The sequence below is a fragment of the Zhouia amylolytica genome (genome assembly GCF_900116365.1).
In the GTDB taxonomy this organism is placed as follows: Bacteria; Bacteroidota; Bacteroidia; order Flavobacteriales; family Flavobacteriaceae; genus Zhouia; species Zhouia amylolytica.
The window spans coordinates 131,096-145,382 of the sequence record NZ_FPAG01000007.1 but is presented as its reverse complement, the minus strand read 5'-3'; the positions used below and the strand labels follow the sequence as shown (position 1 = coordinate 145,382).

14 protein-coding genes are annotated in these 14,287 nt (G+C 35.2%); 8 read left to right on the top strand and 6 right to left on the bottom strand.

Translation table 11 applies throughout. The features are described 5' to 3' along the window. Positions 1–82: 82 nt before the first annotated feature. The 3 genes from BM361_RS12530 to BM361_RS12520 all read right to left on the bottom strand — a co-directional run bounded on the left by BM361_RS12530 (position 83) and on the right by BM361_RS12520 (position 2,624). The gene (locus BM361_RS12530) at positions 83–1,000 is read right to left on the bottom strand and encodes a DMT family transporter (RefSeq protein ID WP_074979226.1); all 918 of its coding nucleotides are present in this window, start codon (positions 998–1,000) and stop codon (positions 83–85) included. An 82-nt stretch (positions 1,001–1,082) separates the two neighbouring features. Further along, on the bottom strand, positions 1,083–2,174 hold the full coding sequence (gene ychF / locus BM361_RS12525) for a redox-regulated ATPase YchF (protein WP_074979224.1): 1,092 nt from the start codon (positions 2,172–2,174) through the stop codon (positions 1,083–1,085). A gap of 96 nt (positions 2,175–2,270) precedes the next feature. Beyond that, a complete protein-coding gene (locus BM361_RS12520; protein WP_038265285.1) occupies positions 2,271–2,624 on the bottom strand; it encodes a 4Fe-4S dicluster domain-containing protein in 354 nt (117 codons plus the stop codon). A gap of 81 nt (positions 2,625–2,705) precedes the next feature. Here BM361_RS12520 and BM361_RS12515 point away from each other — a divergent pair, with 81 nt between their 5' ends. The 7 genes from BM361_RS12515 to BM361_RS12480 all read left to right on the top strand — a co-directional run bounded on the left by BM361_RS12515 (position 2,706) and on the right by BM361_RS12480 (position 10,169). Beyond that, entirely contained in the window at positions 2,706–3,767 is a 1,062-nt protein-coding gene (locus BM361_RS12515) for an acyl-CoA reductase (RefSeq protein ID WP_074979222.1), read from the top strand. A gap of 82 nt (positions 3,768–3,849) precedes the next feature. After that, positions 3,850–4,914 carry a 3-phosphoserine/phosphohydroxythreonine transaminase gene (gene serC / locus BM361_RS12510; protein WP_074979220.1) on the top strand — a complete coding sequence of 355 codons (1,065 nt, stop codon included), beginning with the start codon at positions 3,850–3,852 and terminating at the stop codon, positions 4,912–4,914. A 24-nt stretch (positions 4,915–4,938) separates the two neighbouring features. Next, positions 4,939–5,889 carry a D-2-hydroxyacid dehydrogenase gene (locus BM361_RS12505; protein ID WP_038263586.1) on the top strand — a complete coding sequence of 317 codons (951 nt, stop codon included), beginning with the start codon at positions 4,939–4,941 and terminating at the stop codon, positions 5,887–5,889. Between the two features lie 90 nt (positions 5,890–5,979). After that, on the top strand, positions 5,980–6,618 hold the full coding sequence (locus tag BM361_RS12500) for a DUF937 domain-containing protein (protein WP_074979218.1): 639 nt from the start codon (positions 5,980–5,982) through the stop codon (positions 6,616–6,618). Positions 6,619–6,691: 73 nt separating this feature from the next. Beyond that, positions 6,692–7,144 (top strand): DUF6146 family protein, encoded by a 453-nt coding sequence (locus BM361_RS12495; protein WP_074979216.1) that lies wholly within the window; start codon positions 6,692–6,694, stop codon positions 7,142–7,144. A gap of 29 nt (positions 7,145–7,173) precedes the next feature. Then, on the top strand, positions 7,174–7,470 hold the full coding sequence (locus tag BM361_RS12490) for a DUF6787 family protein (RefSeq protein ID WP_038263577.1): 297 nt from the start codon (positions 7,174–7,176) through the stop codon (positions 7,468–7,470). A gap of 413 nt (positions 7,471–7,883) precedes the next feature. Next, positions 7,884–10,169 (top strand): TonB-dependent receptor, encoded by a 2,286-nt coding sequence (locus tag BM361_RS12480; RefSeq protein ID WP_074979214.1) that lies wholly within the window; start codon positions 7,884–7,886, stop codon positions 10,167–10,169. 43 nt (positions 10,170–10,212) lie between these two features. Here the strand turns inward: BM361_RS12480 and BM361_RS12475 are convergent, their stop codons facing one another. From BM361_RS12475 to msrA, 3 genes are read right to left on the bottom strand one after another with little or no spacing between them, the layout of a single operon-like run. Beyond that, positions 10,213–10,521: a hypothetical protein gene (locus tag BM361_RS12475; RefSeq protein ID WP_074979212.1), complete on the bottom strand. Its 309-nt coding sequence runs from the start codon at positions 10,519–10,521 to the stop codon at positions 10,213–10,215. A gap of 6 nt (positions 10,522–10,527) precedes the next feature. Next, a complete protein-coding gene (folE, locus tag BM361_RS12470; RefSeq protein WP_038263569.1) occupies positions 10,528–11,124 on the bottom strand; it encodes a GTP cyclohydrolase I FolE in 597 nt (198 codons plus the stop codon). Beyond that, the gene (msrA, locus tag BM361_RS12465) at positions 11,114–11,671 is read right to left on the bottom strand and encodes a peptide-methionine (S)-S-oxide reductase MsrA (protein WP_038263566.1); all 558 of its coding nucleotides are present in this window, start codon (positions 11,669–11,671) and stop codon (positions 11,114–11,116) included. Before msrA ends, folE begins: the two co-directional genes overlap by 11 nt. A gap of 136 nt (positions 11,672–11,807) precedes the next feature. Here msrA and BM361_RS12460 point away from each other — a divergent pair, with 136 nt between their 5' ends. Continuing rightward, positions 11,808–14,237: a DUF5916 domain-containing protein gene (locus tag BM361_RS12460; RefSeq protein WP_074979210.1), complete on the top strand. Its 2,430-nt coding sequence runs from the start codon at positions 11,808–11,810 to the stop codon at positions 14,235–14,237. The last annotated feature ends 50 nt before the right edge of the window (positions 14,238–14,287 follow it).

The window sequence follows — 14,287 nt, the reverse complement described above, 5'->3', positions numbered from 1 at the left end:
ATAAAATATCCGATAGTTAAAGTAATTAACAAGGTTATTAAAATAAAAGTTAAATAATGTAAATCAACCAGTTATGAGCGGCTCATTTTTTTACTGTTTTAACATTCTTTTGGAAAGAGATTATGACCACCCCAAAGATTACAATAAGTGTTCCTCCCATTTGAAGAGTAGAAAACCTTTCTCCCAAAAAAATATTTGCCAATATAATGGTGGAAACGGGCCCTAAACTACCCAAAATGGAAAAATTAGAAGCTCCAATCTCTTTTATACAATAAGAGACCATAAAGGAAGGTATTACGGTAGAGAGAATTGCCATTGCCAATCCTAGCCAATATACATTCTCATGATAACCAAACAAAGAAGTTTCTTCAATAATAAAGTAATGAGCCAATACGCAGATGCAAGCAATAATCATGGCATAGGAAGTAAAACGCAATACTCCGAACTTTGGTATTAAAAAATCGCTTCCGGTAAGATATGAAGCATATGTAAGTGCACTTAAAAAAATCAGCCCGGCTCCTATTAAAAATTCAGTCCCTTCTATTTTAAATTCATCCCAGAAGGCTACAAAAACACCTATATAGGTAATTACAATCGCCAATATTTGCAACGCATTGATTTTTCTCTTGAGGAAAATCGCAGAAAGCAATACAACTATGGTGGGGTAAATAAATAAAATAACACGCTCAATGCTCGCCTTGATATATTGCAACCCTAAAAAATCGAAATAACTAGCCAGGTAGTAACCAATGAACCCAAAAAAAAGCAACCAGAGGACATCCCTGAAATTTACAGGAGACTTTACTCGCTTCCTGCTTTGTATAAAATATAGAACTACCACATAGCACGGTAATGCAAAAAGCATTCTGAACATTAACAGATTCACAGATGAAACATCGTACTGATAGGCCAGCTTAACCATTACTGCCTTTGCAGAGAAAAAGACTACTCCTAAAATACCTATAAAAACAGCGAGGTATGTATTGTTGCTTTTAAACATAGGAGCAAAAATACATACCTCTTTATGATATCACTGTAATCTCTATAACTATTATACGATAGTCAGATAGTTAAAGATTATCTTAAACGTTGAAACGGAAGTGCATTACATCGCCGTCTTTCACGATGTATTCTTTACCTTCAACTCTCATTTTACCTGCCTCTTTCACTTTAGATTCGCTGCCATATTCAACGTAATCGTTATATCCTATCACCTCTGCTCTGATGAATCCCTTTTCAAAATCTGTATGTATCACACCAGCAGCTTGTGGAGCGGTTGCTCCAACAGGAACAGTCCATGCCCGAACTTCTTTGACTCCTGCCGTAAAATAAGTTTGTAAATCAAGTAATTTATATGCCGCACGGATTAGTTTAGAAACTCCGGGCTCTTCCAGACCCAAATCATCCAGAAACATTTCTCTTTCCTCATAAGTTTCAAGTTCAGCGATGTCAGCTTCGGTTGCAACTGCCAATACAATAATTTCTGCATTTTCATCCTTTACCGCTTCTTTCACTTGCTCTACATAATCATTTCCATCCTTGGCTGCCCCCTCATCTACATTACACACGTATAAGATAGGTTTTGCGGTTAACAATTGAAAACCTTTAGCCAACTCCTCTTCCTCATCACTTAATTCAACTGCACGTGCAGAAATACCACTTTCCAAAGCCTCTTTAAAACGTTCGAGTAGACTTTTTTCTTTTATTGCATCTTTGTCACCACTTTTTGCTGCACGATTCACTTTATCTAATCGCTTCTCTACGGTTTCAAGATCTTTTAATTGTAATTCGATGTCGATGGTCTCTTTATCACTAACAGGATTTATCTTCCCATCGACATGCACAATATTATCATTATCAAAACATCTTAAAACATGAATGATCGCATTACACTCTCGAATATTGCTTAAGAACTGGTTCCCTAACCCTTCTCCTTTACTGGCACCTCTTACTAAACCGGCGATATCTACAATCTCCACAGTTGCAGGCAATACGCGTTCCGGATTCACTAGTTCTTCTAGTTTTTGAAGGCGATTATCAGGTACATTTACCACCCCAAGGTTTGGTTCAATGGTACAAAACGGAAAGTTAGCACTCTGTGCTTTAGCATTCGACAAACAATTGAATAATGTTGATTTCCCAACATTCGGTAATCCTACAATTCCTGCTTTCATTCACTTTAATTTTAGACGCGCAAATATACTATATTTTATTCATAAAAAAATCCCAAGAACTAGCTTGGGATTTAAGATTATCAGTTTACTGATTAATTATTCCTCAGGATGCATGAACTTTTGCTTACCCAGTAATTCCTCTTCGCTTTCCACATGATCATCATCAGGTACACAACAATCTACAGGACAAACTGCAGCACATTGCGGTTCTTCGTGAAATCCTTTACATTCTGTACACTTATCAGGTACAATATAATATATTTCATCACTAACAGGGGTTTGAGCATCATCAGCATTGACTTCTTTTCCATTAGGTAAAACAACATTGCCCGTTAAAGAAGTCCCATCACTGTACCTCCAATCGTCAGCCCCTTCATATATCGCTGTATTTGGGCACTCAGGTTCGCAAGCACCACAATTTATACATTCATCTGTTATTATAATAGCCATAGCAATTTCCTTTGAGTCGTTTAAATTTCCATAAATTTGCTGGAACAAAAATACTGTTGAAGTAAAACATAAACAAATATAATGAGTGATATTCGCAACAAGATTGATGCATTTGTTAAACTAGGAGATTTTTTAAATCAATTTATCGAAATAGATCCTGTTAAAAAGGAGAACCTGGAACATAACGACCTGTTTTTTGATGGATTCAAACATCAATTGAAATTGGCGAAGGAAAACAACAGTTGGTTTACTAGAGAGAATCTTTCTTTTGCATTATCTCAATGGTCTGAGGCTCTTACAAACGAAAATTTAAGTCAATGGCTTTCAAATTATGTAATTGAAAATGTTACTCCTAAAAAAGTCGCTATCGTAATGGCCGGAAATATCCCACTGGTAGGGTTTCATGATTTTTTATCTGTTTTACTTTCCGGACATTCGGTGATTGCCAAGTTATCATCTAACGACAAACATTTACTTCCATTTTTAGCTAAATATCTTGAATATGTGAATCCTGAATTTAAGGGTAAGATCATTTTTACGGAGGAGAAGCTTGAAGGTTTTGATGCAGTTATAGCCACAGGAAGTGACAATACCGCCAGATATTTTGATTATTATTTTAAGAGTAAGCCAAATATTATTAGAAAAAACAGAAATTCGGTAGCAGTACTTACTGGAAATGAGACCGAAGAACAACTGGAAGCCCTTGGAGAAGATATTTTCAGGTACTATGGTTTAGGTTGTCGCAATGTCTCCAAAATATTTGTCCCAAAAGGTTACAACTTTGACTCCTTCTTTAAGGCTATTTATAGCTATAGGAATGTGATCGATTATCAAAAGTATGCTAATAATTATGATTACAACAAGGCTGTTTACTTAATGAGTCTCTTTAATATTCTGGAAAACGGTTTTTTAATGCTCAAGGAAGATGAAAGTTACGCCTCTCCTATCGCCACTTTATTCTATGAAGAATACAAGTCACTAGACTCCATTCGTGAAAAACTTCTTCAAGATAGCGATAAAATTCAATGTATTGTAGGTAGTGGCATTCTAGAGAATGAGGTAGATTTTGGTAAAACACAAAAGCCTCAATTACATGATTATGCAGATGGTGTGGATACTATGGATTTTCTGTTGCGTATTTAACAAAATTCTAAAATGTTTATAACAAATTTTCCCGAATTAATTAGCACCTTTGTATGCATTCACGAACAACCAACTATTTATAATGAAAAAACATAATTTTAGTGCAGGACCATGCATCTTGCCTCAAGAGGTTTTTCAAAAAGCTTCAGAAGCAATAATTGATTTTAACGGGTTAGGATTATCTCTTATTGAAATTTCGCATCGCGATAAAAATTTTATCGAAGTAATGGATAATGCTCAAAACCTTGCCTTAGAACTTCTTGGGTTGGAAAACAAGGGATACAAAGCGCTGTTTTTACAAGGTGGAGCAAGTACACAATTCTTGAATGTTGCTTATAACTTACTCAATGAAAAAGCTGCATATCTCAATACCGGGACATGGGCTTCCAAAGCTATCAAGGAGGCGAAGTTATTCGGCGAACTCATTGAAGTTGCTTCTTCAAAAGATCAAAATTTTAATTACATTCCAAAAGGATTCTCGGTTCCTTCAGACGTGGATTATTTACACGTAACTACAAACAACACTATTTTTGGTACTCAAATCAAACAAGACTATGATTTTGGTGTTCCATTGGTTGCTGATATGAGTTCAGATATCTTTTCTTGTCAAAGAGATTTTTCTAAATATGATGTCATTTATGCCGGTGCTCAAAAAAACATGGGACCAGCTGGTACTACTTTGGTTGTTGTTAAGGAGGATGTTTTAGGAAAAGTAGAAAGAGTTATTCCTTCTATGCTTGACTACCAGGTTCATATAGACAAGGATAGCATGTTTAATACTCCTCCGGTATTCGCTGTCTATGTTTCGATGCTCACGCTACAGTGGTTAAAGGACTTAGGTGGTATTCAGGCCATCGAAAAAATTAATCAGGAGAAGGCAGATCTTCTCTATGATGAAATAGACCGAAACCCATTATTTAAAGGTTTTGCAGCTACGGAAGATCGTTCAAACATGAATGCAACGTTTAACCTGACAGATGACACTACCAAGGATATCTTTGATTCCCTTTGGAAAGAGGCTAACATTAATGGCTTAAATGGACACAGAAGTGTTGGAGGTTACAGAGCTTCTATGTACAATGCACTTCCTCTTAACAGTGTTGAAGTCTTAGTACAAGCAATGCAGGAATTTGAAAAACGAGCTTAAAATACTACATAAAACAAAATTAAAATGAAAATACTAGCAAACGACGGAATTTCTAAAAGTGGTGTGGATGCTTTAGAAAAAAATGGTTTTGAGGTCATCACAACTAAAGTTGCTCAAGAACAATTGATCAACTACATAAATGAGAATCAAATTGACGGACTTTTAGTACGAAGTGCCACTCAAGTAAGGAAAGAGCTGATAGATGCTTGTCCTTCTTTGAAGCTAATAGGACGTGGCGGTGTTGGAATGGACAACATTGATGTTGCATATGCTAAAGAAAAAGGATTACATGTTATTAATACTCCCGCAGCTTCATCAGAATCAGTTGCTGAATTAGTTTTTGCTCACCTGTATGGTGGCGTAAGATTTTTATATGACGCCAACCGTAGCATGCCTTTAGAAGGAGATTCTCGTTTTAAGGATCTTAAAAAAGCCTACGCCGGCGGTATGGAATTGAGAGGTAAAACATTAGGAATTATAGGAATAGGTCGCATTGGACAAGCCACTGCCCGAATTGCCTTAGGGGTAGGAATGAAAGTTGTTGCTTATGATCCATTTATTGAGAAAGCAGATATCAAAGTTGATTTCTATGATGGACAGTCTGTTAACTTCCCTATCGAAACCATTTCTAAGGAGGAGGTTTTAAAACAAGCTGATTTTATCACTGTTCATGTTCCAGCTCAAAAAGAATATGTAATCGGGAAACCGGAATTAGATAGTATGAAAAATGGTGTGGGTATTGTTAATGCAGCCCGTGGTGGTGTGTTAGACGAAGTTGCCTTATTAGATGCTCTGGAAAGTGGTAAAATAGCTTTTGCCGGTCTTGATGTATTTGAAAACGAACCTAAACCTGCTATGAAGGTCTTAATGCACCCACAGGTATCATTAACACCTCATATTGGTGCTGCTACTTCTGAAGCTCAAGATAGAATCGGAACAGAGCTCGCAACCCAAATATCAGAACTCCTTAAGTAACAATTAAACAACTTAATAATAATAAAGCCTTTCTCTTAAGAAAGGCTTTTTTTGTACCTTAGGGTGCTATTAATCAATAAAATAATAAAAATGTCTGGCATATTAGATTTACTGAATAGTGATTTGGGACGACAAATAATCAATGGTGTAAGTTCTCATACAGGAGCACCTGAAAACAAAACAGCTGATGTCTTAAGTTCTGCAATGCCTTTATTACTTAGTGCTATGCAACGTAACACTTCTTCAACCAAAGGAGCTGAAGGTTTGTTGACGGCTTTAGACTCTTCGAGGCATGATGGAAGTATATTAGAGAACCTGGGGAGCTTTTTTGATGGGGGTGTCGATAATGATTCACTGCAAGATGGTGAAGGTATTTTGGGACATGTTTTAGGTAGTAAACAATCTACTGTACAAAATGCATTGAGTCAAAAAGCAGGGTTAGACTCTGGTACCATAGCGCAAATCCTTAAAATTGCTGCTCCCATAATTATGTCTTATTTAGGAAAGCAAAAAAGGTCCAGAAAAATCAATTCTTCGAATGATATAAATGATTTATTAGGTAATTTAATGGGTAGTCAACCTAAACATGAGCAAAACCTCATTACAGCCGTTCTGGATGCAGATGGAGATGGTAGTGTTATTGATGATGTTGCTGATATGTTTTTGGGAGGAAAAAATAAAAAAAGTGATTTAGGAGGTATGCTTGGAGGGTTATTTGAAAATAAATAAAACTCGCCTATTCACAGCCTTAAGCCGACATCATGTTCGGCTTTTTTTGTATCTTTAATAAAAGGCCTCAATTATGAAGTACATCGTATCTATATTATTTTTATTCATGCTAATTTGGGGTTGTTCTTCTTCAAAGGAAGCGCTGAACATCTCCGAAGAGGAAAAATCAGCCTTTAACACGAAAGAAAGCCCACAAGATACTGTCAAAATTGCCAATGATAGTTTAGAATATGAAATCATTATTATAGATCCGGGATTTTATACGTGGCTGAATAGTATAGCCAAACCTCGTGGTTTTTATTCTCAAAACTATTTAGAGAATCGTAATCAAATTTATGTCATTAACTGGAATCAAAGGGTGATGCAACCTATGCGCTACAGTCCTAATCTTTATGAAATGCAAATTGATTACAGATCGGATATTGATTACGGGTATGAGGCGAATTATCAATTGTACAACTACTTCATTTATTTTCAAAGGAAGTACAATCAACGATTAGGGCCATTCTATCCTCGTATTAATTAAAACCCTATCTTTGCCCTCAAATTGCACACATGGAAAAACTGAAACAACGTTGGAATATTAAATCTAATATTCAGCTTTTTGTTATTTTGTTGGTTTTTGCAATCACGGGTAGTAGTGCTGCAAAATTAGCAGGACCGCTAATGGAACTGTTAACTTTGAGGCAAGAAACTACCAATCCGTGGATTTACTGGATGCTTCGAATTGTTCTTATATTCCCTATTTACCAGGTTTTACTGGTGTTTTTTGGTTGGGTATTTGGACAATTTCAATTTTTCTGGGGTTTTGAAAAAAAAATGCTTAAAAGAATAGGAATTAAACTTAAATGAGACAAAGACTCATTAAACATATTGTTTTATTTGCTTTTAGCTTTGCCTTAAGTGGAATTCTTTTTTTTCCCACTATTTTAAGTGTTGCCCATAGTCTTCTTGAACATAATCATTTTGAATGTTATGATTTTGACTCTACACACTTCCATAAAAAAGATGTGGAGTGCGAGATTTTCAAGTTCAAGTCGAATTACTATGTTGACCTGATTCCAAAGGTTTTTGAATTAGAAGACCTCGTTTTACCTACCGTTAATACATTCAATTATTATTCATATTTAAGCGAATACCAGGCACTTCACTTTTATCTTAGAGGTCCACCGAGTTTTGTTCATAATTCTCGGGCATAATTAAGTTTTCTTTTATTAAAAAGAAAACAACTTACTATATAATAAACTCTAAGATTTTAAAAATTAATGAAAAATTTTATACAAATCATACTATTAGGTGTGATTACAATTCATGCAGCCCATTCTCAAAACACTATAAAGGGGGTTGTTACAGATGCTAAAACAACTAATGGAATTCCTTTCGCTTCTGTTTACTTTCCTCAACTTGAAAAGGGAACAGAAACTGACAGTAAAGGTTCCTTTACCATAGAAAACCTTCCTGACGGCACATACAAATTAGTGGTTTCATCGGTAGGTTTTACCACTTTTACATCCAATGTAAAAACGGGATTAACTAATCAACTTTCTATTAGCCTCAATCCATCCGCTATAGAGATGGAGGAGGTTATAGTTTCTACTCCATTTCATAAACTACAAAGCGATAATGTAATGAAAGTAGAACGCGCAAGTATTTCCAAATTAAAAGCTGAAGGTGCGCTAACCCTTGCTGAAGGACTTAATAATATATCGGGGGTAGAAAGTGTTTCTACAGGTGTAGGAATAGGAAAACCTGTTATTCGTGGTTTAAGTGGCAATAGGGTTTTGGTTTATACGCAAGGGATACGATTAGAGAACCAACAATTTGGAGATGAACACGGTTTGGGAGTTAATGATGCCGGAATTGAAAGTGTAGAAGTTATTAAGGGACCAGCCTCTCTTTTATACGGATCAGATGCCCTCGGAGGTGTATTATATTTGAACCCTGAGCGCTTTGCTAACAGCAATAGTAGTGAAGGTGATATCAATTTAAATTATTACACCAATACTTTAGGGTATAGCACCAATGGAGGATTTAAAACTTCAGGAGATAAATTTAAATTTTTGATTCGTGGTACCTATAGTTCACATGCAGATTATAAAACAGGAGCTAGAGAACGTGTTACCAACACCAGGTTTAACGAAGTTGATTTGAAATCAGGAATTGGTTATCAGTCGGGAAACTTTATATCTGAAATACGTTACAATTTAAATAAGTCTAAACTAGGCATTCCTGAAGAAGTTGGTTTACAAAGTAAAGACAGAACACCTTTAGAGCCTTATCAGGAGATTACCAGCCATATTTTCAGTTCAAAATCAAGTTTGTTTTTTGATAACAGTAGTTTAGATGTAATTCTCGGCTACACGTATAATGACAGACAAGAATTTGAAGAACATCACCATCATGAAGAAGAAGAGGTACCCGGAGAAGAGGAGCATCTCGAAGAAGAACATGGAGAAGAACATGGAGAAGAAGCGGCTCTGAATATGGACCTTAACACCTTCAATTATAACATACGATACAATTTACCTAAGTTAGGAAACTTTGAAACTATCATTGGAGTGCAGGGAATGTATCAGACTAATAAAAATTTTGGTGAAGAAATATTGATCCCTGATGCAACTACATCCGACTTCGGACTGCTCGCTACTTCACATTATCATTTAGAAAAATTTGATTTTCAATTTGGTATCCGTTACGATATCAGATCTATTGATACTGACGCACATGGTGAAATTACTGATGAACATTATATTGCGGCTATAGATAAAAACTTTAATAGTTTTAATGCCTCTTTCGGTACAAAAATTAATTTTACCGATCATATCGACTTACGGCTGAACATAGCTAGTGGCTTCAGGGCTCCAAACCTGGCAGAGCTCACTTCTAATGGAGTTCATCATGGTACGAACCGTTATGAAATTGGAAATTCAAACCTTAACAACGAGCGCAACCTGCAAACTGATTTTACCCTGGAGTATAAAAATCAACATTTCGAAGCGTTCTTTGACGGATTTTACAATAAGATTAATGATTATATCTTTTTGGAGCCGAATGGGGAAACTCTGGATGATAACCCTGTATTTAATTATGTTCAGGAAGATGCTAAACTTTTTGGTGGTGAAACAGGATTTCATCTGCATCCACACCCAATAGATTGGTTACACTTTGAATCTAGCTTTGAAATTGTATTTGGCGAACAAAATACCGGTGAATATTTACCTTTAATACCAGCTAGCTCCTTAACTAATACTTTCAGAGTTGAATTTGATCAGGATAAAAAGGTTGTTAAAAACAGTTATGGTTTTATTACCCTTAAAAATGTTTTTGATCAGAATAATGCCAGTCAATTTGAAACTCCAACGAACAGTTACGTGCTACTTAATTTAGGTCTTGGTGGCAAAATAAGCTTGGGCAGACAAGAACTCAACCTTAATTTAAGCGTTAATAACCTATTAGATGAAAGTTATTATTCGCATTTATCTCGTTTAAAAAGAGATGGTATATATAATATAGGACGAAATATTAATTTTGGAATTAATATGCCTTTCTAATATAAAGTCGAAAAGAAAAAGGGCAGTATTATACTGCCCTTTTTTATTTTGCATCTGCTAATTTATCTTTAGCTGAATCTTCTCTTTTAAAAACGTAGGTATAAAACCACATGATGGTAAAGGTTGGAATTATATCAAGACCTGGAACCAGTTCTTCAACAAAAGAAACCACTCCCCCTACTTGTCCAGCCCTGCCCTTGTATAAACGTGTCATTATCCATCCGGACATTGGGGCCCAAATAATATCTGAAAACTCTCCTATTCCAGGTATTACGAAGGAAAGCATCCCTATTAAATCTAATACTATACCTAGTACTAACTTTTTGTATTTACCTTTATTTTTCTCTGACATATTTTTTTAACGTAAATCTGAACTGATTAATTTTAAAAATTCATTTCTGGTTTCATTCTTTTCAAACTGGCCCTTAAAACCAGAAGTCGTGGTTACTGAATTTTGTTTTTGTACACCTCTCATCATCATGCATAGATGTGCAGCTTCTATAACCACTGCAACACCTTGTGGTCTTAAGGCATCATCAATGGATTCTAAAATTTCCTTGGTAAGTCGTTCTTGAACTTGCAGCCTTCTTGCAAAAACATCAACCACCTTAGGAATCTTACTCAAACCTACAATTTTTCCATTAGGGATGTAAGCAATATGAGCTTTACCAAAAAAAGGAAGCATGTGATGTTCACATAGAGAGTATACTTCAATATCTTTAATGATAATCATTTCATTATAATTCTCACTAAACATAGCACTTTCCAGAATCGCTTTCGCATCCTGATGATAACCTTGAGTTAAGAACATCATGGCTTTGGCTGCTCTTTCAGGAGTTTTAACTAAACCTTCTCTGGCTGTATCTTCTCCTAATTCTTCTATAATATGTTTATAACGCTCACGGACTTCATCCGTAATTTTAATGTTATATTCTTCTATATTTTTATATGGCATGTTTATCTTTTAATTTATTAGCATAATAATGTTTTAAATTTTCAATTTTAGATTTTATTACCACTCTACAGTATTCCTCTTCTGGATGATTTTCAAAATAATTTTGGTGTTCTTTTTCAGCATTATAAAAATCACTTAGTGGCTCTACTGTCGTAATAACCGGATTTTGAAATACCTTTTCATCATTTAATAATTTAATGAAAGAGGCGGCTTGTTCTTTTTGATTATTATCAGCGTAGAAAATAACAGATCTAAATTGCGTTCCTTTATTGACTCCTTGTTGATTCAGTGTTGTTGGATCATGTGTGGCAAAAAATATTTCCATTAATGTAAGAAAAGAAATAACATTCTCATTATAAAATATTTTAACGGCTTCAACGTGACCTGAACTACCTTCATTAACCACCTGATAAGAAGGATTTTTGGTTTTACCGCCAGTATAACCGGAAACAACACTTTTTACACCTTCAAGTCTGTTAAAGATTGCTTCGGTACACCAAAAGCATCCTCCCGCAAAGACAACATAACTTAAATTGGATATAGGCATACCAAACTAAATAAACTTTATTTAAATTTCGTGTTATAATTAATAAATATACTAAATAACTGTGATTTATTTTAACGTTTATTTAAGACAGCATCGTTAATCAGTCTTATAGTTTTGTTAAACTTTACAACTAACTATGCACAGACTAACGCTTACTCTTCTAGGGTTTCTATGTTTCATTATCAGTGAAGCACAAGAAAAGAGAAAATCAATTCAAGCTTACCGTATCGAAACCCCTCCAAAAATTGATGGTATACTGAATGATCCTGTTTGGGAATCTATTGAACCCGCCAAGGATTTTTTCTTTTTTGAACCGGTAAATGATGGAAGTTTAGAGAGAAATACGCATAAAACGGAAGTTAAAATGGCTTATGACGATAACGCCGTATACTTTGCCGCTTATATGTATGACAATGATTCCTCAAAGATATTACGTCAATTTACACAACGGGATGATATTGATGCTCAGGCAGATTTATTTGCTATAGCGATAAATACACTTGATGACGGGCTCAATGAGACAAGGTTTTTCATTACTTCAGCCGGAACTATAGGAGATGCGAGAGCTAATGGAAACAATGAGGACTTTAGTTATAATGTGGTTTTTAAAGCTAATATGTCATTAGACGAGAAGGGATGGTATGCTGAATTTAAGATTCCTTATAATGCACTAAGGTTCCCGGAAACAGCTATTCAAAATTGGAGTATTAACTTTCATCGTAAAATAAAGCACTTAAATGAACAATATTCCTGGAGTTATGTTGACAGAAAAGTTGGGCAGATCACTCAGTATAATGGTTTAATAACCGGTCTAGCGCATATTAACCCTCCTATTCGACTACTGCTGTTTCCTTTCACACAAGGAGCAGTAACTACATTTGGGGGTGAGACCAAGACAGACTTTTCAGCGGGTATGGACGTTAAGTATGGGCTTAGTGATAATTTTACACTGGATGCAACCCTTATTCCTGATTTTGGTCAAACAACTTTTGATAACATCATTTTAAACCTTGGCCCCTTTGAACAGGAATTAAATGAAAACAGACAGTTTTTTATAGAAGGAACAGAAATGTTCGCTAAAGGTAATCTTTTTTACAGTCGCCGAATTGGAGGTGCTCCTACAAGAAGAAATCAAGTTGTAAATAACTTGGATGCCAATGAAGTGATATTGGAAAACCCGATTAATGCAAAACTTCTCAATGCCGTAAAAGTATCGGGGCGCACCAAAGATAATTTAGGCATTGGTGTTTTTAATGCTATAACCCAGGAAACAGCTGCAATTATTAAGGATACAGTTACCAACGAAGTACGCAAATTCACTACTGAATCTTTGGCGAATTACAATATTTTTGTTTTAGACCAGCAATTCAATAAGAACTCATCAATTTCGGTTGTTAATACCAGTGTATTAAGAAGTGGAGGTTTCAGAGATGCTAATGTTTCTGCCCTGTTGTTTGACCTTTCTAATAAATCCAATTCATATCGTTTAGAAGGTGGTGCCAGAATGAGTCAGGTACGTATCCCTAACGATCTCAAATCGGGATTTAGATCTAATTTAGAATTTAGTAAAACCAAAGGTCAATTCAGGTGGTTTATTGGTCATTACCTGGCTAATAAAACATACGATAGTAATGACATGGGAATTATGTTTGAAAATAATTTCAACAATGTATTTAGTGAACTGAGCTATGAGATATTCGAGCCCACCAAAACATTTAATAAGTACAGATTATCATTTTGGGGAAGACATGGAAGATTATTGGACCCGAATGTTGCTACTGGTGATTCCTTTGGTTTTGACACTTTCTTTATAAAACCTTCCCGATTTGCCTTTGGAGCTGGTGCTGATTACTATGGTGAAAAAGATGATTATTTCGAGCCCAGAGTAGATGGACGGTTTATTACCTATAATAAAAATGCAGGAATTAACGGATTTGTATCATCAGATTATCGTCAAAAATTTGCTTATGATATCCGTTCCGAAGCAAGAACATGGTTTGAAGAGGATCAGGATTTCTTTGAAATAAGTATTCTTCCGCGTTATCGTTTTTCAGATCGCTTTTTTATGCTTTGGGAAACCAGTATGGCTTGGCACAATAATGATTTTGGTTATGTTGGCCACGATGAGGCTCATATTTATATTGGACAAAGAGATATTCAAAGCGTCGAAAACGCTTTAAATGCAAGTTATAATTTTGATCCCTATAAGGCCATCAATATAAAATTCAGAAATTTCTGGAGTGTAGCCAATTATGGAGATCAACAATTTTTCATATTAAATAATGATGGAACCAGGACGCCATATAATTACGATATAGAAAATAACAATCCGAACACAAATTTTAATATCTGGAACATCGATTTGAAATTTAATTGGCGGTTTGCTCCGGGAAGTGAAGCTGTTATACTCTACAGACATGCTATCTTCAATAATGATAGGTTCTCTGATCTGAGCTATGGTAATAGTCTTCAAAACTTATTTAAACAAAATAACCAGCATACCTTATCGTTAAGACTTGTATATTTCATAGATATAAATAACATAAACGATTCATTTAAGGGGTAATTTTTTCAAATTTCACTTTGGAATGATTACTTTCACGAATCTAATTTTAA